Here is a 24,585-nt window from a genome sequence, read left to right as displayed (position 1 = left end):
CGAAACTTGCCACCACCCTTACCAGTTGATCAACTTGACTTCTCGGTGGGGCATGGCCCCACCCTACGCCAATACGGACAGGTAGGGTGGAGCCATGCCCCTAACTGCTCGAACTGTAGGGTGGGGCCATGCCCCACCATTGAAGGCAAAAGCAGTATCAAGTGGCCTTATTTTTACAATCAAATTCTTCTAGCCAGGTAGCCTGGATGGAGCACAGCGGAATCCGGGATGGTTGGTACACTGTTCCCCCCCGGATTCCGTTACACTCCATCCAGGCTACGGACTAGGCAGTAGGGATGATTGGTGTACTGCTCTCCTGGATTTCGTTGCACTTCATCCAGGCTACGAGTTGCAGGCTTACGAGACCAGAACGGATAGAAGGCGGTATCTGGCAAAATGGTCTGATCGCATATCAGAACCGAGGCAACAAAAAACAGATCTAGACTGACTTACTCAAAAACAGAACCGGAAGGACAGTCATGACAGAAGGTGATCCACCAGTAAACTAATCCTGGGTAGACCGGGCTTGATAAACAAGACCTCATAGAAGGGTTGTAGTCTCCTCAGATAGGAGCAGAGGATTACCAGCGTCGAACCCGGCCGGTATCAAGGTGTAGAAATCCGGATTTCGGGTAGTAGCCAACACCTCCAGCCTTTAACGCGAGCGCACTCTCTCTGAGATACTTCAAGTCACAGTTGCAGAGCCTGACATCGATTGCCTTTCCCTGCATATGAAAACTCTTTTTAGCAACCCCATTGCTCTTGCTGCGTAACATCTGGTTTGTTTTAGGCGATCGATATGCTGAGATGATCTCATAGTCGCCTCTCTTGCCGACTTTTAGCTGCAACCCGTACAACAGATCCAACAGGCCGGTGTCCATAGCCGCAATTTCACCAGTTCGGTGATCCCTCAACAAGTGATTGAGCTGCTGCAGCTCCTGATTGAGATAGTGACCATCACGCCAATAGGTGATCTTCTCTTTTTCACCGGTATGGGTATGGCGAAAAGAGAGTGTCCGTTGATTCTCCTGGATCAAACCAGCCATCAGCGGTGAGGCAACCAGCATACCCCCGACCGAGAGGCATCCACCTAAAAATGCTCTTCGGCTTAATCGGCTGACCGTTGAAACTTGAGAAATCGCCATGACTGTTTGTTCACTCTGCAGTAAGGAGTCGACGATATTTTCGGCAGTTTCTGAAGAAAATCCAGACAAAGTTCAATAAACAGCCTACAGGTACGCTGGGCGTGTGACTGAGGTCACAGTAACCTACTGAGCATTAAGGATTTAACCCAATGGGAACCGGGTAATATCGAGCCACACCAATGTTGATCTAAATCGATCTGTGGTGGATTATTGAAGTGGAAATTTAATAAACCGCCGCTTATCTATCAAGCAACAAGCCTTGTTGCTTCAATAGTAGCTTTTACCTCATATTTAACTAACTTCAGAGAGAGGCCCCTGCTGGAGCAGCTGCGTACTCGGCAGTAAAATGGCCCATCCCCTCCCCCATGGACATCATCAACTGCCAATCCCGATGATAGATATCGGGGCGAAAATGGATCTGTCCAGACTCATCCACCCAGCTGGTAAAGTAGGTCAGATAGACAGGTATAGGATTTACCAGAGAGGTCAGGTGAGTATTATCTGAATCGAGTAACTCATCTACGGAGAGCTCTTGAGTAGTATGATCCTGCATCAGTAATCGAGCCAGTTGATCTGCTGATTCCACACGAATACAACCTGAACTGAGGGCGCGACTCTGGCGATTGAAGAGCCCCGGCGCAGAGGTATCGTGCAGATAGATATCATGCTGATTAGGCATATGAAATTTAATACGTCCCAGGCTGTTACCTGCCCCGGCTTCCTGCTTAAGCACAAAGGGGAAGTTATCCTCATGGTAAGCCAGCCAGTCGATTTGTGATGCATCGACCTCTTGCCACTCACCCCCTATCCTCTCGTAGACACTCATGCGTTTATGCTGCAGATATTCATGGTCTGACTGTAGTTTCGGCAATATATCCTTAACTGCAATCGATCTGGGTACCGTCCACTGAGGATTAAACACAAGATGGGTGACCGTGCTGTTAAAAGATGGGGTTTGTCGCTCTTTACGACCATTTACTGTTCGCACATGAAACAGTGTACGACCCTGATCAATCAACTCAATCTCGAAACCAGCGGTATTGACCAGCAGATAACGAGCCGCCAACTCATTGGGTAACCAACGCCAACGTTCCAGGTTAACCCGAATTTGAGCGATACGGGTTTCAACGGAAACATTCAGCGCCTGGCGTGTATCCTTGCCAAGAATGCCGTCATCTTTCAAGCCCATACGTCGCTGAAATTGGCGTAAATCCGCAGCTAAACTTTGATCAAAATAGTCAGCATCATTTACAGGTTGTTGTGGCCAACGCTGCTCAACTTCTAAACGCCTGCGTAGATCAGCGACATGAGCATGACGCGCTCCAGGGCGCAGTATCTGTTCACCCTGGAGTGAATCCCATCCGCCGTAGACCTGAATGGCCCGATAGTAATTCAGTGCTTGAGCAAGACGCCAGTAAGCGGCACTTGTCGGCTTGAGCTTAGCCAATAAAGCGGAGAGTGAGTGATCCCGCAGTGCATCAACAAGAAGCGCCAATGGATCAAATTGGTCGCCAGCAAGTTGCCACTGTGGATCAACCAGTTGTGGATCAGTACTGCCAAGGCGCATATCTTTTGCAAGACGCAGATAACCTTCAGTAAGCAGTAGTTCACGAAGAAAGCGATGACTGGGTTGAAAGCTATTTAACAGATAGCGCAAGCGATCCACATAGTAGTCTCGTGGATTCAATCCCTGCTGAACAGACGACGCAAGCCACTCAAACAGCATCCTCCCCCGAGCGTTGAGTTGCCCCTCATCATGCCAGACAAACGGTTGCTGCTGGGTCTCGTAAAACTGTTCCAATTGAGGCCAATCGAGCGCTAACCCTTTTGGCAGATCTGTTATCAGAGGCACTACCAGCCCCTGTTTTTCTACCACCAGAGTGCCGGCATTGGCCACGCCTAGCGAAGCCAAAAGTAGCAACACAAAAAAACCAATTCGACAACGCCTATATAGTTGCACCACCATACGACCCGCATACTGAATCATTATTCAATACTGTAAAATATCGTAAAAAATCTCTTTAATAGCTTCTGGCTGGAAAAACTGGAGTGGCAGCCGACTCACATCAGAAAGGATGTTTAGCCTGTTCAAACAAAGCCACTCTTCCCTGAAATGAACCCACACATATCCTCTGAACCAGAATAATCAGTCCTTCCTTAAGCTTAGTGGAGAATGGGGAATAAAACAGTTTAGCCCTGCTAATAACAGGGTAAAGTTGAGAGTCCTTAAACTCTGTCAGCTATCTGAAAAATGTAGATTGGATTATTATATTTAAATAGTGTCTAGTTACAGGCTCTATTACTGTCGTCGACGCACTCACACATAGATCCACTATTTCCTATTCATATGTTACAAAGAACCCGCCAGATACTCTCCCTGCCATTTCTCTTTTTGGTCGCGGATCTACAAGCTATAGAGAGTCTGACAATCGGTGCCTTCACCAAGACACGCCAGGATATCGACTACCACCTCAATACCCTGGGGGTTTCCGCCTCACTCATAACGCCAGTAGGACTCTTCCGTTGTAAACCAGGTTTGCTTACTGGCGAGACAAGAATTGATTCGTTCAACAATATCGTTGGTATCTCTGATGTTCGGAATGCTGATTGGAAATCGTTCTCAGCACACGACCTAGAATGCCGTTACGGGGCAAAATGGGATACAGGCGAAGGTGTATTCAAGGCTGGATTCGGCATTCGTGATTATTTGGGTAAGACCGATGATGAGCCGGGTGGAAAGCATATTAGCATTGAAGGTATTGGCGCAATGATTGACTATGACAGTGATCAATTTGATGCCAGGCTGGAGTGGCAACGAGAGATCCACGACTATACGCTCAGACATCACACATCATTTGTCGACTATAACAGTCTGGTTGATGCAGCTGAAAACACCTTTGAAGCAACAGGCACTTACAACCAGCTCTATCTTCACACGAAGAGTATCAGTGGCAATAAGAACAACATCTATACCACCCCACTATTTCCGGACAACCGTTTTGATTATGACCATACCGATATTGCCGCTGGTCTCCATCTGAATAGTGAAACGGATGGCATAACCCTGATTGCTCCCATTTTTGGTTGGGGCTCCTATCGGGGTTCTTTCAATCCACTTGAGAGCGACGATGTTTTAAAAGGCATTGAGCTGGCAGGTCGATTGAATGGTCTTGAAATTGAATTGAATTTTGTGCGCCATGATGGCGAAGGTCAGCGACCCTATCTTCCCGCAACAGAAAAACTGACCGAGCGGAAAGAGAGCAATATAGTCACAATTGGTATTAGTTGGGATGATTGGCAGATGACTCTAGAAAACTCAAAATCGATCCACAAGGCCAATGCAACTATCGCTGACCCACTATATGTAGCCATACTCGGTGGTATCGGCCCCTATAACAATAAGCGGGATGAGGATAAGTGGTCACTATCGATCACTCTCCCTGTTGGAAAAGATATTACAGCTGACATCTCCTACTACCACTCGTTCAGAGAGGATCAGCAGTACAACCACCCTAAGCACAACTATACAGAGAGGGGTGGATTCCTCCACTTCAAAATGGGTGTGTGAACAGATAATTTATGCGGAGACGGCAGAGATAACCTCATTGATCTCAACCCGGTTGCGACCATTACTCTTGGCCCGATAGAGGGCCTTGTCCGCAGAGGCTATGACACTATCCGGGGTCTGCGAAGATGCCAAACATCCAGAGCAGTAGAGTCCAATACTGATTGTCACGCCAATCTCATCTCCATTGTTGGCAACCGATTTTGAAGCCATGGAGTGCCTCAGTTCCTCTGCAAGTTGTATCGCCCCATCAGGCGGGGTTTCAGGTAAGACCACGAGAAACTCCTCGCCTCCGATGCGTCCAACAATATCACCCTTGCGAAGACGCTCTTTGATGGTAGTCGCGACATGTTTCAACACCACATCACCCACCTGATGTCCGTGACGATCATTAACCTGCTTGAACAGATCCACATCTATAATCATCAAGCTTAGCGGCTGACCATCAGTTTCAGCTTTGGCAAATAGCTTATCCATGATTTCAAAGAGTGCACGTCGGTTTGAGAGTCCGGTCAAAGGGTCTTCGCGGGCCATGCGCCGATTCTGTTCAGCGCTCTGTTCAACCGTTGTCAATACAAAACCAAAAGCAAGAAAAAACATACCCAGATAGTTGATCATGTAGAACAGGGTTGTCAGAGTATCCCTGGACTGGAATGGCGAAACCTCATGCCATCCAAACCACAAAGATAAACCTCGATAGGTCATAGTCGACATGCCGACAACACAGGCTATGGCCATAATCATCCGGCCGCGCCCGACGAAAACATTACCCTTGCGCAACAACGCCCATAGAATCAAAGCAATCTGATAACTGAGGATAAACGAAGCGATGATGAGTCTGGCCGCCCTGTCATCAATCAGCAAGAGGCTCACAATCAGCATCAGCACAACCGGAATGATATAGAGTGCAGGGAGTAATTGTGCACGACGTATGTTGAGCACAGCCTTTAAAACCAAGGTAAGGGTCAATGCCCCCAACATATTACCAATACCGACTGCCAGGATCTCAGGAATGACATCTCGGGCACCGACCATAAGATAATAACCGCTATTCGCAACCAGTGCCCAGCCAAGCTTTGTCAATCCAGGTATTGACTGACGTAGTGCAACAATCACCACAGCAAAGGTCATCGCCAGATTGGTGACGACGCTGACAAAGTAGATGGATGGGATATCGAGTGTCATGCGAGGATAGGTTTGGTTTGCAAAAAGCTAAAAAAAAAGAACACCTTGCTATAAAAAGCGCTTCCCTCGCTTGCTCGCATCATAGTTGAAAAGCTTTGGCTTGAACAGATAACCAGAGCAGACATTGAACCTAAAAAAATCAGTTGACCGCTCCATTCTAATGGCTGATTCCTGATTTTGTAGAAAATAGCTTCGATAGTCATGATCACCTGTTGGGTGAATCACGCTACAGCTTAAAATATTGAGGTTGCTGGAGACTTGCACTGCCAGTCAACTCCCTGTTGATCGTCTCTGTCTTGGCAAATGAACCAGGATTGTAGTGATTTGGTGGGTGTTTCTTGCTAAGCCAACCCATTTTCTGGTAGGTATTGGCCACCATCTGGGCACAGAACGAATTCAACATACCGCTATCTACATCAGCCTGACCCTCTATCCAATGGAGAAACTCCTGCTTGGTTGGAGGAAAGGGTGTACCGTCATAGTCATACATCACTGACCAGAGTCTTTTCTCATCGATCTCTACCCCCTGCAATCTGGCGACAGCAAAACGATATTTTGAACCATCGGGGGAAGGATAGTACTTGTCCAGATTGGCAACATAGTCCGCAAGGATCAACAGATGGGTTCCTGGATGATCCGGATTCGACTCCTTGTCTATCTGATCGTCCATCTGATCTATCGTATCAGCGGTCCACAGATAGAGTTGAGGATCACCATGAAATCGGACAATCATCGCAGAGTGGCTGAAATCTGTCTCATCTACCTCTTCAATCAATCGACTCTCTGCTGCTGTACCACTACATAGCAATACAGATCCACAGCTAATCGTATCGGCTATTTCTGCAAGCGTTTTCAACTCTGCTGGATCATAGCCATCTGGCTGCTTATGTAACTTGACCGCTATCGCTTCTGCTTCTTCCAGAACATCCTTTATTATCGACATATCATGCCTCTTTAGATTGTGGCTATTCAGCAGCGGTATCCTAACGGCCCACTAACCACTGTACACCGTTCCATTAAAGCTATGAAAGCTTTGCGGCCACTGTTCCAGATAGTTTAGATCATCAATACTTAAGTTTTTGGCCGATCGCATCGAATCGTTACATTTTCACCAACCGGCAGTTGCTTGTCACAACATATGCCATCACCGCTGTTTACGGCACAGGCAATGACCGCCTTATAGTTGACACTAGAATGCGCAGCCTTGAGATCCAATTTACCAAGCATGTCATTAGCATGAAAAGCAATCAGGTAGCCCGCAGGGTAGTGTTTGAATCCTAGCTCTTCAGGGGGCATATTAGGAACAGCATCATGAAAATTCACTACTCTCAGGTTTGTATCGGGTGTCTGAGTCCGGTAAAAATCGACGAATGCTCCATTGCCTACACGTGGTGATGCAAAATTGATGTTCTCACCAGTAACTTCCGGCCTGGAGAGGGCCAGATCCAGCATGAACAGTTGGCTCAATGCTCCCCCCAGACTGTGGCCAGTGATATAGACCTCACTGACAGGCTTTGATGAAGCCAGATATTTATCAATCAAAGCGAACAGCTGCTGTTGCATCGAACTTACAACGCCATATTCACCTCTGTAAATATCGTTGAATCCAGACTCGACCCAAACCTCATCTGGCACAACCACATCAGAGTCAAAGGGCACAAAAGCTTGCGGTTCGACACCACAATCATCGAGCATATCCAATGCACTGTCTGTACCACGAAAAGCAAAAACATATCGCCAAGGGGCCTCGACAGAACGAAATACCAGGCCATAGGTTTCAACTTTTTTCCCCTCTCCAAACAGAGCATCCACACCACTCCAGGAGTCGAGCAGTTCAAATCCCATAGGGGGGGTTACATTTTCTGAAAGACACTGGTCAGCCTGGCTCTCTGAGAAGGCGTTATAGGCCTGTAAACTGCATTCGATCAACAGCTCAATACGACTAGAGTTGAGCTTGCGGATATCGTCGACATAAACCATTGAGTTGCCCTGCTCTATCCCTTGTCTGAAAAAGTGAATCAAGAGCACCTCTATTGATTGCTTGTGTCCTCTGCGTGACCTGAAGCATAGTAGACAAATCGATGAGAATTTATTTTAGCAGGGTTGCTCTCTGAACCGCTCAAGCCCGAAAAAAACCGAAGCTGATCACATCCTCGATCTTGTCACAGCCTGACAACACCATCAATAAACGATCCAACCCCAAGGCCACACCAGAACAGTGGGGCAATCCCTCAGAAAGCCCTTTTAGCAACCACTCATCCATAGGCAATGATGATCGTCCCGCTTCAAGTCTGCGCTGATTATCTTCAGTGAAGCGTCGTTTCTGTTCTTCCGCATCATCCAGCTCATGGAATCCGTTAGCAATCTCAACGCCAGACATATAGAGCTCAAACCGTTCGGCTACCGCAGGTGACTGCTGCCTGACTTTTGCCAAGGCAGCCTGACTGGCTGGGTAGTCGTAGAGAAAAGTCATCTTCTGTTCGCCTAAATGGGGTTCGATCAAATGACTAAGCAACAGATCGAGCCAGCCATCCCGATCTAATACAAGATCCTCGACACCTGGTAGCTTATTTTCAATGGCACAAGCTCTCAACTGCTCGATATCAACGATATGTGGATCAATCTGAAGGAATTGTTGAAAAGCCTCTCGATAGGTCAGCTTCTCCACCGGCAGGGCTCTATCACTCACAGCATTGACTAAATCAGCCACTTCATTCATCAATCTGAGGTGATCGTATTCAGGCCGATACCACTCCAACAGGGTAAATTCAGGATTATGCCGACCACCCAACTCACCATCCCGGAACGCCTTACATATTTGATAGATTGGCCCACTACCGGCACAGAGCAGACGCTTCATAGGAAATTCAGGGGAGGTCTGTAGATAGAGCGCAAGACCCTGTGCGGCCTCTGGCCCGGTATAGTTGGTGGAGAAACAATCGATGGCAGGATCGGTATTGGCGAATCTGGAGCAGACAGGGGTCTCAACCTCGAGTACCCCCGCCTGCCAGAAATAGTCCCGAATATCACGTAACAACTTCGCCCGGCGACGCATTATTGCAAAGGAGGCCGAGGGCCGCCAATCATCATTCCGGGTCATCTCAAAAGATCACTCAAATAAGATCTGTCGCTAAAACAAATCGTGATCAATCTTCCTTGGCACGAGAGACATATTCACCAGAGCGGGTGTCGACTTTGATCAGCTCATCAATCTGCACAAACAGAGGCACACGTACCACAGCACCAGTCTCTAATGTCGCTGGTTTTCCACCACTGCCTGAAGTATCCCCTTTCAGACCAGGATCTGTATCGGCTACACTCAAAACCACAAACTTAGGGGGCTCAACGATAATCGGCGAGCCATTCCACAGAGTCACCTGACAGAGGTCCTGCTCCTTGAGCCATTTTGTAGCATCACTCACCGCTGCCTGGTCGGCACTTACCTGCTCGAAACTGTCAGGATCCATGAAGTACCAGAACTCACCGTCGTTGTAGAGGTACTGCATGTCGGTTTCATGGACATCAGCAGCTTCCACAGATTCACCGGATTTGAAGGTCTTTTCCAAAACCCGGCCGGTTTTGAGATTGCGTATTTTTACTCGATTGAAGGCCTGACCTTTGCCAGGCTTAACGAATTCGTTTTCAATAATAGAGCAGGGGTCGCCATCCATCATTATTTTCAACCCACCCTTAAACTCATTGGTGCTATAGCTAGCCATGTCATCCTCACGAAACAATTCAATTGCGGCGCACATCATACCTGAGTCGAGAGCCGGTGTGCAGGGATCAGTGTGGCAAGATGCTCTATCCCAGGGCTTTAGCGACCTGACAAGCCTGCTGGCGTATCTGCAACTCGATCCTGATCACGCCTTCAGCGCAACCCAGGCCCAGCGCCAATTTTCTATCAAGCTGCCCAGGGAATACGCTGCTCTGATGAACAAGGGAGACCCGGACGACCCCTTACTACAGCAAGTTCTCCCCTGCAGTGAAGAGATGATTGAATCCCCCGGTTTCATTGCCGATCCAGTTGGCGACCTGGTAGCAAAACAGCAACCTGGACTGCTGCATAAGTACCAGGGCCGGGTGCTTATACTGGCCACCGGGGCCTGTGCCATACACTGTCGCTACTGTTTTCGACGTCACTATCCATACCAGAACGGTACAGCAACCCCACAGCAGTGGCAGCAGATCATCGATTACCTGAAGAAGCAGCCCTCAATCAACGAGGTGATTCTCAGCGGCGGCGACCCTTTAATGATCAATGATCAGCGCCTCAGCAACATGCTGCTGCAGTTACACGCCCTGCCGCAACTCAAACGCCTGCGACTGCACACCCGCCTTCCCGCGGTGCTACCCCAACGGATCACGCCAGCGCTGCTCAACCTATTGAGGGATACCCCGTTGCAAACGGTTATGGTGCTACACGTCAACCACCCCAGGGAACTCTCACCAGCAGTGGCAGAGGCGTGTAGCCTGATGAAGCGCTCTGGCATCACGCTGCTGAATCAATCGGTACTTCTAAAAGGGGTCAATGATGACGCAGAAACATTGGTAAGTTTGAGTGAGAGGCTGTTTGAAGTCGGCATCATGCCCTACTACCTCCACCTGCTCGACCGGGTTTCCGGCGCTGCCCACTTCGAAGTGGAACAACAGATCGCAGAAGATCTCAAACAGCAACTGCTGCAACGACTACCCGGTTACCTGGTACCAAAAATGGTTCGTGAAATCGCCGGGGAAGCATCAAAAACTCCCATTTAAACATCAGGGGTCGGAGTCGAGAGCGCACATATCGTGAAATACCTCGAAAAAACGCAAGTGCACTTCCCTCGCAAGCCACTCCGCTCCCGATTCGACTCCGACCCCGGGGTACGGCGTGTTACAAGCCTCTAAGCTCATCCATCGGCCATCTCGGAGTGACTGAAAAGCTCAAATCAGCACGCTCTCCCGCCATCAAACGCTGGCACCCGGCGTAGGCGATCATCGCCCCGTTATCGGTACAAAACCTTGGTCTGGGATAGTAAGCAGCACCGCCTTCCTTCTCCATCATCTCCCCAATACGCGCTCGCAAGCGCTGATTGGCGCTTACTCCACCGGCCATGATCAGGCGTGTGATTCCGCTTTGACGTACTGCGCGACGACATTTGATTAGCAAGGTATCCACCACCGCCGCTTCAAAAGCACGGGCGATATCTGCACGGGTCTGATCTGAAAGTGAGCCACCCTCCTCTTTAGTTGCCGTCTGCAGGGTATTCAAGGCAAAGGTCTTCAGTCCACTGAAACTGAAATCGAGACCGGGACGGTCAGTCATTGGTCGGGGAAAACGATAACGTTTCGGGTCACCCAGCTCAGCCAGTTTTGAGAGTTCAGGTCCACCTGGATAGGGCAATTCCAGTAGCTTTGCAGTCTTGTCGAAAGCCTCACCTGCGGCATCATCCAGTGTATCTCCCATTAATTGATAACGCCCTACCCCCTGCACCTCAACCAATTGGGTATGTCCTCCAGAGACTAACATGGCGATAAATGGGAACGCCGGCGGCTCAGCTTCAAGCATCGGTGCCAGCAGATGCCCCTCCATATGATGAACCCCAATCCCTGGAATCCCCCAGGACCAGGCCAGACTTCTTCCCACCGATGCCCCAACCATCAAAGCTCCAACCAGACCCGGCCCGGTTGTGTAGGCCACCCCATCCAGACTCTCAGGCTCGATGCCGGCATCAGCGAAAAGCTGACGAATCAGAGGCAGTACCTTTCGCACATGGTCCCGGGAGGCCAGCTCCGGCACCACCCCCCCATACTCTGAATGAATAGCAATCTGACTATGTAGAGCTTCCGCCAGCAACCCCTGCTGATGGTCGAAAATAGCAACGCCGGTCTCGTCACAGGAGGTTTCAATACCTAAAATACGCATATAGAGTGGATTTAACCCGATTTTTTTACACAACCCCTTTGCAAACCGGGGTAGCAATGAGTAGAATTCCCGCCTTTCGATCGATCGGCGAAGCTTAAAACAAGCGAGGATACATCATAGATGCCTAACGTACACGTTAAAGAGAACGAACCTTTTGAAGTTGCTATGCGTCGTTTCAAGCGCTCATGCGAGAAGGCTGGCGTACTTGCCGAAGTCCGTCGCCGTGAGTTCTATGAAAAACCCACCTGGGAACGCAAGCGCAAAGCAGCCGCTGCTGTTAAGCGTAACCTGAAAAAGGTCTCACGTGAGAGCCGTCGTTTCGAACGTCAATACTGATCTTCTGACCAGTAGCTATCCCTCATGTTGAAAAATCGCATCCAAGATGATGTCAAGGTGGCCATGAAAGCCAAGGATAAGGCCCGTTTGGGCACCTTGCGGCTGATCACCTCTGCCATCAAACAGCGTGAGGTGGATGAGAGAATAGAACTTGACGACAGTCAGGTTCTAGCCATCCTCGACAAAATGATCAAGCAGCGCCGGGATTCGGTAGATCAATACGAATCCGCTGGACGCCAGGAGCTGGCAGACCAGGAGAAGCGTGAAATCGCCATCATCCAGGACTACCTGCCTGCCGGTCTCGACGAAGATGAGATATCCAGCATGATCGAAAGCACCATCCAGGAAGTCGGTGCCGCTGGCATGCAGGACATGGGCAAGGTCATGGGCAAGCTCAAGCCTGAGATGCAGGGGCGTGCCGATATGGGCAAAGTAAGCGCCCTGGTCAAACAGAAGCTGGCTGGTTGATAAGCAGCTGAGGCAGTCCACCGAATATTCGGTTATCCTTGCCACCACTACACAAGCGGCCATCTGACAATTATGGCAGGCAAGATCCCCGCACAGTTTATCGATCAATTGCTCAATCGCGTTGATATCGTCGATATCATCAACAGGCGCGTGCAACTTAAGAAGAGCGGCAAGGAGTTCCAGGCCTGCTGCCCCTTCCACGACGAAAAGACCCCCTCTTTCACTGTCAGTCCGACAAAACAGTTCTACCACTGCTTTGGTTGTGGCGCCCACGGCTCTGCCATCAGTTTTCTCATGGAGTATGACAATCTTGGCTTTGTGGAAGCAGTGGAAGAGCTGGCACAACACTCAGGCCTGGAAGTCCCCAGAGAGGGCAGTCACGAGCAAGGTCCGGATTTACGACCACTCTATGCACTGATGGAAAAAGTGGCCCAGTTCTACCAGCACCAGCTCAAACACCACACCAACGGGCCGACCGCCATCGAATACCTCAAATCACGGGGCATGAGTGGCCAGATTGCAGCCAGTTACGGCATCGGCTACGCCCCGCCCGGCTGGGATACCCTGGCCAGCAATCTGGGCAGCGACAACGCAACCATGGGTCAGCTCCTTAAATGCGGCCTACTCAGTGAGAGCAACAACAAACAGTACGATCGCTTCAGAGACCGGATCACCTTCCCCATCAGGGATCCCCGAGGCAGAACAATTGGCTTTGGTGGCCGGGTTCTGGGAGACGATAAGCCAAAATACCTGAACTCCCCGGAAACCCTGCTGTTTCATAAAGGCAGAGAGCTTTACGGTCTCTATGAGGCACGTCAGGCCAACCAGAAAATCACCTACCTGCTGGTTGTGGAAGGCTATATGGACGTGGTTGCACTGGCTCAACACGGCATCTATAACGCCGTTGCGACACTGGGCACAGCCACCACCCAGGAACATCTGGAGCTGATATTCAGAAACTGTTCCGAAGTTGTCTTCTGTTTTGATGGTGACCGTGCTGGTCGCGATGCCGCCTGGAAAGCGCTCAATACCAGTTTGCCCCTGATGCGCGATGGTCGTGAAGTGAGATTCCTCTTTCTTCCTCAGGGAGAGGATCCTGATACTCAGGTACGCAAAGAGGGCAGCGACGCCTTCACGCAGCGCATCGAACAGGCTACCCCCCTATCAGAATTTCTACTGCAGCACCTCTCTGATCAAGTCCACATGGCGTCAATTGATGGGCGCGCCAAGCTGGCTCAATTAGCCAAGCCCCTACTGGAAAAGTTACCCAAAGGGGTGTTCCGTCAAATGATGTATCAAAGCCTGGAAGAGCTGGTAGGGCTCAAACAGGGCCATCTGCAGGCTACCAGCCAATCAGAGCAGAGCCACCACACACCACCACCCAGTGCCACAACCGCTCCAGCCAAGCCACATGCACCCACACCAATTCGAACTGCTATTGCATTATTGCTGGATCATCCCCATGTGTATGAGGTGGCAGATCAGGTACCCACTACGTGGCAGAATTGGGATAACCCTGGAATCGAGTTATTGAAGCAACTACTTGAAATTATTCGAGTGCAACCTACGCTTAGTAAGGCAGCCTTGATAGAACGGTGGCGTGACACAAAGTACTTCTCCCATCTCAACAAATTGACCCAGGCAAACTATAAATTTGACCTGCCAGGGATGGATCAAGAGGCAGAATTTCGTGACGCACTTCACAGGTTGAACGAACAATATCACAAACAAGCCAGACCACATTTGGGGAATATACCCCCCAGCGAGCTGTCTGAAGAGCAGATTGAAGAGATAAAACGGCGTTTTCCAGGAAAGATACAACAGGATGATACAGAATCTTAATTTAAACCACCCTATCTGTAACTAGTGCAACTATATAAAAATGTGCTAATATGGCGAGTTCAGTCTCGGCATTCCCAACCTCGTCTGATAACAAGGTAGAAGATGAACCAGGAACAGCAGCAATCTCAATTAAAACAACTGATTGCAAAAGGTAAGGAACAAGGTTTCCTCACCTACGCGGAAGTTAACGATCACCTACCTGAAGGTATAGTTGAACCCGAACAGATCGAAGACATCATAAGGATGATCAACGATATGGGTATCACTGTCCATGAGTCTGCTCCTGACTTAGAAGACACAAACCTCAGTGACAATGCCGTTTCGGCCGATGAAGATGCGGCTGAAGCTGCAGCTGCGGCTCTTGCAAGCGTTGACAGTGAATTTGGACGTACCACCGACCCGGTGCGCATGTACATGCGTGAAATGGGTACAGTGGAGCTACTCACTCGTGAAGGTGAGCTACGCATTGCCAAGCGCATCGAAGAGGGACTGAATCAAGTCTCAGCAGCCCTGGCCACCTTCCCGACGACAGTTAATCTGCTCTGCACACAACTGGAGAAGGTAGAAGAAGGCGAAGCCAGACTGGCTGATATCACCAGTGGATTCATCGACCCCAACGAACCAGATGAGATCCCTACCCCTGTACAGCCTCAGGCATTAAAAGAGAACGCCGAGGCCAACAGTGACAATAACAGCAACGATGATGAGGACGAGGAACCGGAAAACACCGGTCCAGATCCTGAAGAGGTTGCAGCCAAAGCCAAAGAGCTGCGCAAACGTTACAACACGCTATGCACAGCCCTCAAGAAGCACGGCCGCTCCGGCGCTAAAACCCAGAAAGCAGCAGACTCGGTCTCCGAGACATTTCTTGAGTTCAAATTGGTGCCCGCAACATTCAATCTGCTGGTTTACACCCTGCGAGACATCATTGAGCGCATTCGTAATCAAGAGCGTATTGTCATGCAGCTCTGCGTGAACAAAGCTCGCATGCCACGCAAAGAGTTCATCTCCTCATTTCCAGATAATGAGACCAACCTTGATTGGATTGGCGCACAGATCAACAGCGGCAAATCCTATGCTGAGGCTCTGAAAGAGCACGAAGAGGAGATCCTGCGCGCGCAAAAGCGTCTTGTCTCCATCGAAAGCGACTGCCAGCTGAGCATCAGCGAAATCAAAGAGACCAATCGCAAAATGTCGATTGGTGAAGCGAAGGCTCGTCGAGCCAAAAAAGAGATGGTCGAAGCCAACCTGCGACTGGTTATCTCTATCGCCAAGAAGTACACAAACCGCGGCCTGCAGTTCCTCGACCTGATCCAGGAAGGCAACATCGGCTTGATGAAAGCAGTAGATAAGTTCGAATACCGTCGCGGCTACAAGTTCTCAACCTACGCCACCTGGTGGATTCGTCAGGCCATCACCCGCTCCATTGCTGATCAGGCCCGTACTATCCGTATTCCAGTGCACATGATTGAGACAATCAACAAGCTCAACCGTATTTCGCGCCAGATGATCCAGGAGATGGGTCGCGAGGCCACCCCGGAAGAGCTGGCAGAGCGTATGGAGATGCCAGAGGACAAAATCCGCAAGGTATTGAAGATCGCCAAAGAGCCGATCTCCATGGAGACCCCGATTGGTGACGACGAAGATTCCCACCTGGGTGACTTCATTGAAGATTCCGGCGTGGTATCCCCGATCGAGTCTGCCACCGCAGAAGGACTTGGAGAAGCAACCCAAAACATGCTCGCCGGCCTTACCAGCCGCGAAGCCAAAGTGTTGCGCATGCGTTTCGGTATCGACATGAACACCGACCATACCCTCGAAGAGGTTGGCAAGCAGTTCGACGTCACCCGTGAACGTATCCGTCAGATCGAAGCCAAAGCGTTGCGCAAACTGCGCCACCCTTCCCGCTCCGACAGACTCCGCAGTTTCCTCGATAACGATTAAAAAATACGGATAGCAGTAGCAATACCACCTATACCAAAGGTGTTGCTATCTGCTAAAATCCCGCCGTTTTCGGGCCCATAGCTCAGTTGGTTAGAGCAGGGGACTCATAATCCCTTGGTCCTAGGTTCGAGTCCTAGTGGGCCCACCAAACTCGTAACGTGCGGTAAGCTTATTACGCAGGATGTTTTGAGGCATGAACCGCATCATTGATGTTTGTGAATCGCTGCATTCTGTTATTGATGCGGTTCGTGCCTCACCGCATCCTACGTCCTATTCAAAAACAAATGCCAGATGCCAACCAATGTGAATCCTGTTGTGGTATGAGGCAGCCCCCCCCATTACTCGACACCTGCCCACTAAAATGTCAGCCAACCCGTTTGACACAGAGTGGAACGCTATTTCGAGGAGCTAATGCTTGTGCTTTCCTCCAACGGCACTCTCCTCAGTGATAGACAGGATCTCCCAAGTTCCGCACAAAAGACATCTGCACATGCACCAGGCCTATGACTCGGGGTCTTGCAGATCGCTATTGCTTATCAAGTAGCGGGCTTTCACCGCTAATCTTTTGCCGATCTACCTCGGCGCTCTGACTGTCCTCGTAGCTTTGGTTGGTTTTCATGAATAGCCTGCCTCCTTCTGCTGCGCCTTCGGTAACAATTACTCGTGGCACTCAGGCACCACCGTTTCGTCATCGGTGCCCCAGGTGCTCAGCCAGGTGCGAACTTCCTCGCCGGTCAAGTGGCGGCCCGTTTCCTTGTAGGCCGCCCAGGAGGCCAAGGCTTCCTGCTTGAAGCTCTCGCGTGCTTCCTCGCGCTCGACGTACTGAGCAATAGCCTCGCGCATGATCCAGTGCGAAGAGCGTCGACGTGCTTCCGCCAGGCGCTGAACACGCCCTTTCAACTCGTCATCAAGCTTGATGGATGTTGCTTTAGCCATACTACGACCTCTATAGTCAAAGGTAATACCTCTTACTACTATAGCTATCACCTTCTCCGCCGTCCATTCCCACGGTCGTCCTTAATGGGCGCGCGTAAAAGCCGGACCTGGTACAGCAGCGGTACATCCGTTAGTTTTGCCCATCTACGCCAAATTACGCTAAGTTACTGTATATAAGGTTCTTTCAGTTTCGCTAGATTAGGGTAACTTTCTCGTACTTAACAATAACTTATTGTTCTTTAGGTAAAATCAGAATCCCTTGACCCTGGGTTCGAGTCCTAGTGAGCCCACCAAGTAATATATGTTTAGATTAGTTTCACTCACCCCACTCTATTATCAATGAGCTAATGACTCATGGAACCGATTCTATTTCTGCTAAGTGATCTAATTCCGATTAACCCTTCGTATGAGCTCAACCGTCTCGCCTACCTGAGCTGAGTTGAGCTGACATCCGCAGCCATCACGCTAAAGCCGATGATTGGCACCCCAGTCCAAGTACCAACTCGTAACGTACGGTAAGATTATTACGAAGGATGTGGTGAGGCATGAACCGCATCATTGATGTTTGTGAATCGCTGCATTCTGTTATTGATGCGGTTCGTGCCTCACCGCATCCTACGTCCTATTATATATACGAACTTTTTTTAGTTAAATTGAGTGCCTAAACTCTTCCTATCAAAGTAAGCGCCTAGTTATACAAACCACGACAGATTAAATCTGTGTTTATTTATAATATTTAAATCTCTGCACTTAAATCTATTTATACAAATTGTAGTTTACAAGCGTTGCCGTTGTTCTGATCTACAAATACGAATAAAGGCTTAACATATGTCAAACCTAACGCTCATAATAGGGAATAAAAACTATTCATCCTGGTCACTCAGGCCCTGGATATTGTTGAAGCATCATCATATAGACTTCCAAGAGAAAAAGGTTGCGCTCTTTACATAAACAACAGACGAAGAGTTATCTGATTACAATTCAGACTACAAAGTTCCGATATTGAAAGACAATGAGTTGCTCATATGGGACTCTTTATCCATTCTCGAATATATATCAGAGCAGTATCTTGAAAACCATGGATGGCCAGTCGATCCCCATGAGCGCTCTATAGCCATTCGGTTTTATGGTTATAGTATTCCTCTTCCAGCCATTGAAGAGAGATATATGAAGAGTGTATTGAATCATCCGAGCATCATTGAATGGATTGATGCATCGAAGCGAGAAACTGAAGTTATTCAATCTGTTGAGATTGATACCCCAGATTACGGTTGACCTAACTCTACAAACCAAGCCCTATAGTTGACCACTACCTGAATAGCATAAAGCTATCAAAACTAAAATTAATTTTGTGGCAGAAGATATCGAAAAGTGGCGTCTCAGACACTATGATGTCAGCTGGTTCATGCGAAACCTCAATGTAAGAATCGCAAGAGAGGCCAATGACGAGGATAACTGTATAGGGACTTGGGAGGGCCGGTTAAAAAGCCAGGCACTACTTGACGAAGTAGTGCCAAATGATGATTATCCTCGTATCACCTTCGTCACGCCTAGCCTTATCTCGCCACTGGTTGAGAGTGGATCTAACCTATAATGCCCGGTTAAAACCCTCTTAAGAATCTTCACGCAGTCTATAGCGCGCGAAACCAACCAGGACTAGAGACAGTGCAGCCAATCCCCAAAAACTGATAGTTGGTATCGGCCGGGAAACGGGCGCTAGGTTACTCTCAAATATAATCGTTTGAGCGTTACCGTTGGAAGCATTGAGATTATCGAACACCTCTACTTCTAGACTGATATCCACTCCTGGGATCACTGGTAGGTTAAAATTGCTTGCTTGTCCAGCAATGACTGCACCACTGAGGATAAATGAATCTTCAGCTGCGATTGGGTTAAGGCCATCATCTTGCAGTATAAATTCAATTTGCGTAGACCCTGGATTGGGTACTGGTACTTGAAACACTGCAAAATTCAAGTTGCCTGTACCCGCTCCTCCCGCCCATTGTTCTAAGGAATAGGCAACATCAGCAAATGTGGCACCACCGGTTAGGGTTAATACAATCCGACCGCCCACAGCAAAAGCAGGATCACCTGCACCTAGGGCAACCATAATAGAATCTCCTGCGATATCTTCGGTTGCTTGAAGGTCGATATTTTCGAGGGGCTCAGCCATTGGATTCCAAGGTGGAGTTGGTCCAATTTGACCAACGCTTGCAAATTCTATTGCTTGAGCTTGGCAGAAAAAACATGAAAGCACCAAAAACATTACAGTGTTCATTAATTTCATTATGTAATATCCCTTTTTTACTTTTAAATATTTTGTATGCGGACCACTTCTAATAACCAGAATGACTTATACCTTGCGAGAATAGCATAGTCTTCTTTAGTTCTTTCACTAATTCTGCAATTAATAAAATATCCAATCTAAGATAACGGTGTTCACCTCTTTTTCACTTAATTGTTTAAATGATTTGTATGACTATCTATCAAATGTTGCATGAGTTTTGTCAGCTCATAAAAGTGGATTGATTTCTGTAGGCAAGCAGTAATTCGGGGACGTGGGGGGAAAGTTCACTCTATCTCAGATTGTTCTATAAAACAGGCATTGAATTCATGCTGTACCTACGGGGCTTTACGACCTGTCCAGACTCTGCGTTGCGCTTTTTCGACAGGCAATAAGCATTACTTCAAAAGCACGCCTTGATTTGGAACAAACATATGAGTGCAGCAGTCAGTAAACCACATACTAACAACACCCAAAGAGAGACTGAGAATTTATTGATTATTTGAGTTTTAAATGTTGGATGTCCCAGATTACGCAGATTACGCCAACCCAGGTTACGCCAATTTGGTAGCCTGGATGAAGTGCAACGGAATCCGGGGAGAATGGTGCGATGATCTACCCGGATTCTGTTGCACTTCATCCAGGCTACTTTGACAATAGCATCATGTTGAATAGGTCGAGATTATCTCTTTTTCAGTTTTGCAGTTTCCGTCTCTTTCCACTGACGTCGCTACTTATTGCTCAGATCTATATCACCTGGATAGGGCACTCATATCGTATAAAACTCCAGCTTATCAAGTGACAAGCTGGAGGGTGCCATACGTTTCAGAAGATGATTTTTTACCCTTTAACTATCTCAACGACCAAGGATCTCATCCAAATCCGCTTGGCTTAACAGTTGGGGTGCATATGCCCCTTCGCCAATCACTGCTTCGATTGCCCTGACATATCCCCTTAAATGATTGGCTGAACCTCTGAGGAGGGATTCATAGAGATTCTCTACATCAGGCTGATCTGTATAGACCAATCCACATTCCGCATCTGAATCGATGCCATTATCCTGCTCCAGGATAACATCAGGACAATGTTGTATGTCGAGCATATCCAACTCTTCAATTAAGGCGCCAACATAGAGTGCGTTCAACTCACTGCTCGACGCCTGAGAGATAAGTGCATCATACTTGTCAGTGAAATACTCTCCGTAAGACTCTCCGGTGAATATTCCCAGATTATCATTGGTGTTCGGGTCTTCCACACCATAGGCTTCCAAGGTTTGCCTGACTCTGTCTGTATGAACCTGCTCTGAATCATCAATTCGACCAAAGACTACTGAATTAGGGTACATCATTCCCAACATTGTATAGACGTCTCTTGCCAGCTTCTCCTCCTCCCGCATGAATATCAGGTGGGTCGCCTCATTGAAATCAAGATTTGCAGTCTGCTGTTGCATCCCTGCACCCCCTCCTCTACCCCTGAAAGATTGGCCGCCACCGGCGACTGAAAGTTGAGATTGAAAGAGTATAAACAGGAGGATTATTAGTAGTGGTTTTTTGTATGTTTGGTTGGTCATTATGTTACTCCATTATCGATTTAGCGAGTGTTTCGCATTGGTTTTGAGGTTCCCCCTCTGATGTGGAATATCATAACGAACAGTGAAATAGTTACTGTATCAAGGTGTTGCTTGATTGATCAGTGATGAAACAGTTTGAAACATTTAGGACGTGGATATGTTGGGTTGAGTTAAAGATGGCCAGCCCGAATCAATCCGTAAGCCACAATCTAGCGATGGTACCGCCATCCTCACCATCATCCAGCTCTAATCTCCAGCCATTCATACGACAAAGCTGGTCTACGATTGCCAGCCCCAGGCCACTACCCCCTGAAGTGGGGCTACGGGACTCATCCAACCTTTTGAAAGGTTGGAGAATGGTCTCACGTTGATCAACTGGGATTCCTGGCCCTTGATCGATAACCGAAATAGCAACAGCACCTTCGACATTCTGGCAACTCACCTTGACCGGTTTTCCCCCACCATATCGAATCGCGTTATCGATCAGATTGTGCAATACCCTCCGAAAAGCAACAATCGGCAGATCATGGTAGATTTCAGAAAGCCCCTGAAATTCGACCTGATAGCTCTGCTGTTGATACTCTTGCACAACCTCTACGACCTGTTGGCAAACCTCCGCCTGTTTGGCAACCTCATCAGATATGCCTTTGGATAGTTGCAGGGTTGCTGAAATGATGCCGTTCATCTCATCAAGATCTTCACGTAAACCTTTCAGTTGATCCTCATCGAGTTTATCAGCGGCAAGCTCCAACCCCAGTTGCATGCGTGCAATAGGAGTTCTTAAGTCATGGGAAATCCCCGCCAACATCACAGTCCGGTTGTCCATCAACACCTGTAACTGCTGCTCCATATGGTTAAAGTTACGCGTCAAATCTCTAAGTTCTTTGGCCCCCTTTTCCTGTAAAGGTTTACCCTGACGCCCCTCACCTATACGTGTCGAGGCCTGCGCCAATGCTGCCAGGGGTCTGGTTATTCGACGAACGATTAACAGTGAAGTCACCGTTGCGATCAGAGTTCCAGCCACAACCATAAGGATCAAGGTCAAGGGTATTCGCATCATGAAACGGGTTGAGTCAAAGCCAATTAGTAAATTGCGACCTCCCATAGGGATTTCAACCCACCGCCAGTTCGGCATTTCAGGATCGATAAACATGGCATGCTGTTTATCTGTTCGCCCTTTGAGCGCCTCAAGAAACCCCTCAAGATAGAAAGCCTGCGGCGCTTCAATCATAGGCTCGCCCCGTGACAATCCAATAGTGATGTCATGGTGCTCTCGCATTTCACGTTCAAAATCTGGTCGTGTGCCAGGTGGCAGCTCTACCCAGATTTGAGCAGCGAGCACGGCCATCGCTGAGAGATCGCTTGCGGCTCTCTGTTTCAATGGCAGGGTAACGAAATAGACAACCAAGCCTAATGAAAACAGTGAAAAAAGCAGGAAAGCCAATGTAAAGGCCGTAGCGGTACGACCAAATAGTGTTTCGCTATGAAAGAGCTTTCTCACAAAGCCACATCGTCCCCTTGAGGGGTAAAGATGTAACCACGCCCCCAAACTGTACGGATAAATGCTGGCTGGTCTGGATTATCCTCTAGCTTTTTACGAAGACGGGTAACCCGGACATCGATGCTGCGATCAAAGGGTGATCGTTCATAACCTTTGATCAACTCAATTAAGTGGTCCCGGCTCAACATCCGATTGGGATGTTGAACAAAGACTTCGAGCAGTGAAAACTCACCTGATGTCAGTTTGATATGTTGCCCATTACGGGAGAGGTTACTGGTGGTCAGATTAAGCAGATAATCGCCAAATTGATAAGTTCTGGATTGCGGGTCGCCACCATTGGACTGTTGATTCAGCTCTTGAGTACGACGCAAAATCGCTTTAATTCGAGCAGATAACTCTCTTGGATTGAAAGGCTTGGAGAGATAGTCATCTGCACCCACCTCTAAACCGATAATGCGGTCTATATCCTCACCTCTGGCAGAGAGCATCAATATAGGCACGCTGCCGTTGGCATGCAGTCGACGGGCTATCGAGAGTCCATCCTCCCCTGGCATCATCAAATCGAGGACAATGAGAGAAACTGTGTGATTAGCAAGATAATTGTCCATTGCCTTGCCACTTCCAACACCATCGACCTGGAAGCCCTCTCGGCTAAGAAACTTTATAACAAGATCAAGCAGTTTCGGGTCATCATCTACGACCAATATCTTTTGCGATTCCATATCGTCACTATAAGCTCATTTTTACCTTCGCTCCCCTAACAGAGAGCTTCACATTAAACCTGAAATACTCAAATCAGTACGAGACACTACACAAGCTACTGTAGATATCAATTAAAGTGAAACAACTTGAAACATACTGCCTGACAGCAGAAATCTAATAGAAATAGTCTGGTTCTAAGCTGAAAGTGAGTCAAGGGAGAAACACAAACAGGAGAATCACGATGAAAACTTCACAAACAGTATTACACCTTTCAGTTATGCTTGCTATGACCCTCTCTGCAGTAAACGGGGTAGTTTATGCCAGCGATGATTTGCCAGATTTAAACGGAGCTGAGGCGACACAACAGCACCGGTTCGAAAACCCTGACAAAAACACTCAGTTACGTCATAGAGTTGGGGAACGTGATATTGAGCAGGCCCAGCGCAATCGTCTGCAACTTGGAGACGAATCGCAATCTGATGAGACAGCGGCCGGCCAACCAGAAAATGGCGACCAGGAGAGTGTTGTGACACCTTCCCATGACAGGGACCGGATCAGGGATCGCGATAACATTCACAAAGATGACGCCACATTTGAGCAGACCCAAAAGCGGCAAAGAGTGAACCAATCCACCCAGCAACTGACTGAAAATGAGGAGGCATTCGATGTTAGATTTAATTCAAACGATCGCGCTTCTGGACAGGGCTTCAATACAAGTGGTTCAATAGTTCGCAGTAAGAACAATAGCAGCTCCGGAAATGGTAGTGCCACCATGGGTGGTAGTACCCAAGTCATTAAAGGGGGTGCTGGACATGGCTCAGGTGGCGGCAATGGAAGACGCTAAGGCCACTGATACACAACGGTAATAAACATGTTGAGTCAGACATTCAAAGCTTTTCTGATCTCTGTGCTACTCCTCTCTGCCGGTCGCCTATGGGCGGACGACAGTGGGGTCGGCAGTCAGATTGAAGATGATCAGGAGTCTGAAACCTCAGCACTGGACAGCTGGCAGGAGGGGTGGCAGGAGGACGAGAAGGGAGACGGATGGACCTGGTTTGGCATGGGCTACGAATCTCGTCGCGGATCTTCTGCAAATCATAGCGCTACCTCTCCTGGCGGCACAAATAAAGGTTCTGGGGGTAATGGTGGACCCAAAGGTGGCGGCGGTAGAGGCCGCTAATCTAGTGTGGTGCGTCATA

23 protein-coding genes, 1 tRNA gene and 1 pseudogene are annotated in these 24,585 nt (G+C 48.6%); 11 read left to right on the top strand and 14 right to left on the bottom strand.

Annotated features, from left to right (window positions below):
- Nucleotides 1-581: 581 nt before the first annotated feature.
- On the bottom strand, nt 582-1,145 hold the full coding sequence (mepK, locus tag AC4IFB_RS01755; RefSeq protein WP_490775412.1) for a peptidoglycan L,D-endopeptidase MepK: 564 nt from the start codon (nt 1,143-1,145) through the stop codon (nt 582-584).
- Between the two features lie 301 nt (nt 1,146-1,446).
- On the bottom strand, nt 1,447-3,132 hold the full coding sequence (locus AC4IFB_RS01750) for a L,D-transpeptidase family protein (RefSeq protein WP_490779190.1): 1,686 nt from the start codon (nt 3,130-3,132) through the stop codon (nt 1,447-1,449).
- A gap of 360 nt (nt 3,133-3,492) precedes the next feature.
- Between AC4IFB_RS01750 and AC4IFB_RS01745 the strand changes: the two genes are divergently transcribed.
- On the top strand, nt 3,493-4,713 hold the full coding sequence (locus AC4IFB_RS01745; protein ID WP_490779189.1) for a hypothetical protein: 1,221 nt from the start codon (nt 3,493-3,495) through the stop codon (nt 4,711-4,713).
- 9 nt (nt 4,714-4,722) lie between these two features.
- On the opposite strand, the gene AC4IFB_RS01740 is transcribed toward AC4IFB_RS01745, so the two are convergent.
- The 6 genes from AC4IFB_RS01740 to efp form a co-directional block, all read right to left on the bottom strand.
- The gene (locus AC4IFB_RS01740; RefSeq protein WP_490779188.1) at nt 4,723-5,895 is read right to left on the bottom strand and encodes a GGDEF domain-containing protein; all 1,173 of its coding nucleotides are present in this window, start codon (nt 5,893-5,895) and stop codon (nt 4,723-4,725) included.
- A complete protein-coding gene (locus tag AC4IFB_RS01735; protein ID WP_490779187.1) occupies nt 5,892-6,098 on the bottom strand; it encodes a hypothetical protein in 207 nt (68 codons plus the stop codon). Before AC4IFB_RS01735 ends, AC4IFB_RS01740 begins: the two co-directional genes overlap by 4 nt.
- Before the next feature lie 23 nt (nt 6,099-6,121).
- Nucleotides 6,122-6,838 carry a hypothetical protein gene (locus tag AC4IFB_RS01730; RefSeq protein ID WP_490779186.1) on the bottom strand — a complete coding sequence of 239 codons (717 nt, stop codon included), beginning with the start codon at nt 6,836-6,838 and terminating at the stop codon, nt 6,122-6,124.
- Between the two features lie 128 nt (nt 6,839-6,966).
- A complete protein-coding gene (locus tag AC4IFB_RS01725; RefSeq protein WP_490779185.1) occupies nt 6,967-7,917 on the bottom strand; it encodes a lipase family protein in 951 nt (316 codons plus the stop codon).
- Nucleotides 7,918-8,014: 97 nt separating this feature from the next.
- The gene (gene epmA / locus AC4IFB_RS01720; protein ID WP_490779184.1) at nt 8,015-8,995 is read right to left on the bottom strand and encodes an EF-P lysine aminoacylase EpmA; all 981 of its coding nucleotides are present in this window, start codon (nt 8,993-8,995) and stop codon (nt 8,015-8,017) included.
- A 46-nt stretch (nt 8,996-9,041) separates the two neighbouring features.
- The gene (efp, locus tag AC4IFB_RS01715; protein ID WP_490775419.1) at nt 9,042-9,614 is read right to left on the bottom strand and encodes an elongation factor P; all 573 of its coding nucleotides are present in this window, start codon (nt 9,612-9,614) and stop codon (nt 9,042-9,044) included.
- On the opposite strand from efp, the gene epmB reads away from it, so the two are divergent.
- Nucleotides 9,613-10,653, top strand: a complete 1,041-nt coding sequence (epmB, locus tag AC4IFB_RS01710; RefSeq protein WP_490779183.1) for an EF-P beta-lysylation protein EpmB — start codon at nt 9,613-9,615, stop codon at nt 10,651-10,653. The two genes, efp and epmB, sit on opposite strands and share 2 nt — an antisense overlap.
- 118 nt (nt 10,654-10,771) lie before the next feature.
- Here epmB and tsaD read toward each other — a convergent pair whose 3' ends face one another.
- On the bottom strand, nt 10,772-11,803 hold the full coding sequence (gene tsaD / locus AC4IFB_RS01705) for a tRNA (adenosine(37)-N6)-threonylcarbamoyltransferase complex transferase subunit TsaD (protein ID WP_490779216.1): 1,032 nt from the start codon (nt 11,801-11,803) through the stop codon (nt 10,772-10,774).
- A 120-nt stretch (nt 11,804-11,923) separates the two neighbouring features.
- Between tsaD and rpsU the strand changes: the two genes are divergently transcribed.
- The 5 genes from rpsU (at nt 11,924) to AC4IFB_RS01680 (ending at nt 16,541) form a co-directional block, all read left to right on the top strand.
- On the top strand, nt 11,924-12,139 hold the full coding sequence (rpsU, locus tag AC4IFB_RS01700) for a 30S ribosomal protein S21 (protein WP_490775421.1): 216 nt from the start codon (nt 11,924-11,926) through the stop codon (nt 12,137-12,139).
- Between the two features lie 24 nt (nt 12,140-12,163).
- Nucleotides 12,164-12,607 (top strand): GatB/YqeY domain-containing protein, encoded by a 444-nt coding sequence (locus AC4IFB_RS01695; RefSeq protein WP_490775422.1) that lies wholly within the window; start codon nt 12,164-12,166, stop codon nt 12,605-12,607.
- 72 nt (nt 12,608-12,679) lie between these two features.
- Nucleotides 12,680-14,449, top strand: a complete 1,770-nt coding sequence (dnaG, locus tag AC4IFB_RS01690) for a DNA primase (protein WP_490779182.1) — start codon at nt 12,680-12,682, stop codon at nt 14,447-14,449.
- Nucleotides 14,450-14,551: 102 nt separating this feature from the next.
- Nucleotides 14,552-16,393, top strand: a complete 1,842-nt coding sequence (gene rpoD / locus AC4IFB_RS01685) for an RNA polymerase sigma factor RpoD (RefSeq protein WP_490775424.1) — start codon at nt 14,552-14,554, stop codon at nt 16,391-16,393.
- A 71-nt stretch (nt 16,394-16,464) separates the two neighbouring features.
- Nucleotides 16,465-16,541 (top strand) — tRNA-Ile (locus AC4IFB_RS01680).
- 509 nt (nt 16,542-17,050) lie between these two features.
- On the opposite strand, the gene AC4IFB_RS01675 is transcribed toward AC4IFB_RS01680, so the two are convergent.
- Complete coding sequence (locus AC4IFB_RS01675) at nt 17,051-17,329, bottom strand: CopG family ribbon-helix-helix protein (RefSeq protein WP_490775425.1); 279 nt, start codon at nt 17,327-17,329, stop codon at nt 17,051-17,053.
- Between the two features lie 969 nt (nt 17,330-18,298).
- Between AC4IFB_RS01675 and AC4IFB_RS01670 the strand changes: the two are divergent.
- Nucleotides 18,299-18,604: pseudogene (locus AC4IFB_RS01670) on the top strand (glutathione S-transferase N-terminal domain-containing protein); the annotation flags it as partial.
- A gap of 76 nt (nt 18,605-18,680) precedes the next feature.
- The gene (locus AC4IFB_RS01665) at nt 18,681-18,923 is read left to right on the top strand and encodes a hypothetical protein (RefSeq protein ID WP_490779181.1); all 243 of its coding nucleotides are present in this window, start codon (nt 18,681-18,683) and stop codon (nt 18,921-18,923) included.
- Between the two features lie 18 nt (nt 18,924-18,941).
- Here AC4IFB_RS01665 and AC4IFB_RS01660 read toward each other — a convergent pair whose 3' ends face one another.
- From AC4IFB_RS01660 to AC4IFB_RS01645, 4 genes are all read right to left on the bottom strand, one after another.
- A complete protein-coding gene (locus tag AC4IFB_RS01660; protein ID WP_490775427.1) occupies nt 18,942-19,616 on the bottom strand; it encodes a hypothetical protein in 675 nt (224 codons plus the stop codon).
- Between the two features lie 853 nt (nt 19,617-20,469).
- Nucleotides 20,470-21,183: a DUF2202 domain-containing protein gene (locus tag AC4IFB_RS01655; RefSeq protein ID WP_490779180.1), complete on the bottom strand. Its 714-nt coding sequence runs from the start codon at nt 21,181-21,183 to the stop codon at nt 20,470-20,472.
- 190 nt (nt 21,184-21,373) lie between these two features.
- A complete protein-coding gene (locus AC4IFB_RS01650; RefSeq protein ID WP_490775429.1) occupies nt 21,374-22,684 on the bottom strand; it encodes an ATP-binding protein in 1,311 nt (436 codons plus the stop codon).
- On the bottom strand, nt 22,681-23,406 hold the full coding sequence (locus AC4IFB_RS01645) for a response regulator (RefSeq protein WP_490779179.1): 726 nt from the start codon (nt 23,404-23,406) through the stop codon (nt 22,681-22,683). Before AC4IFB_RS01645 ends, AC4IFB_RS01650 begins: the two co-directional genes overlap by 4 nt.
- A 221-nt stretch (nt 23,407-23,627) precedes the next feature.
- Between AC4IFB_RS01645 and AC4IFB_RS01640 the strand changes: the two genes are divergently transcribed.
- Complete coding sequence (locus tag AC4IFB_RS01640) at nt 23,628-24,230, top strand: hypothetical protein (protein ID WP_490775431.1); 603 nt, start codon at nt 23,628-23,630, stop codon at nt 24,228-24,230.
- A 27-nt stretch (nt 24,231-24,257) separates the two neighbouring features.
- Entirely contained in the window at nt 24,258-24,566 is a 309-nt protein-coding gene (locus AC4IFB_RS01635; protein ID WP_490775432.1) for a hypothetical protein, read from the top strand.
- The last annotated feature ends 19 nt before the right edge of the window (nt 24,567-24,585 follow it).

The sequence above is a fragment of the Candidatus Thiodiazotropha sp. AKIB8 genome, from assembly GCF_058244675.1.
This window is presented reverse-complemented; position numbering and strand designations above follow the sequence as displayed.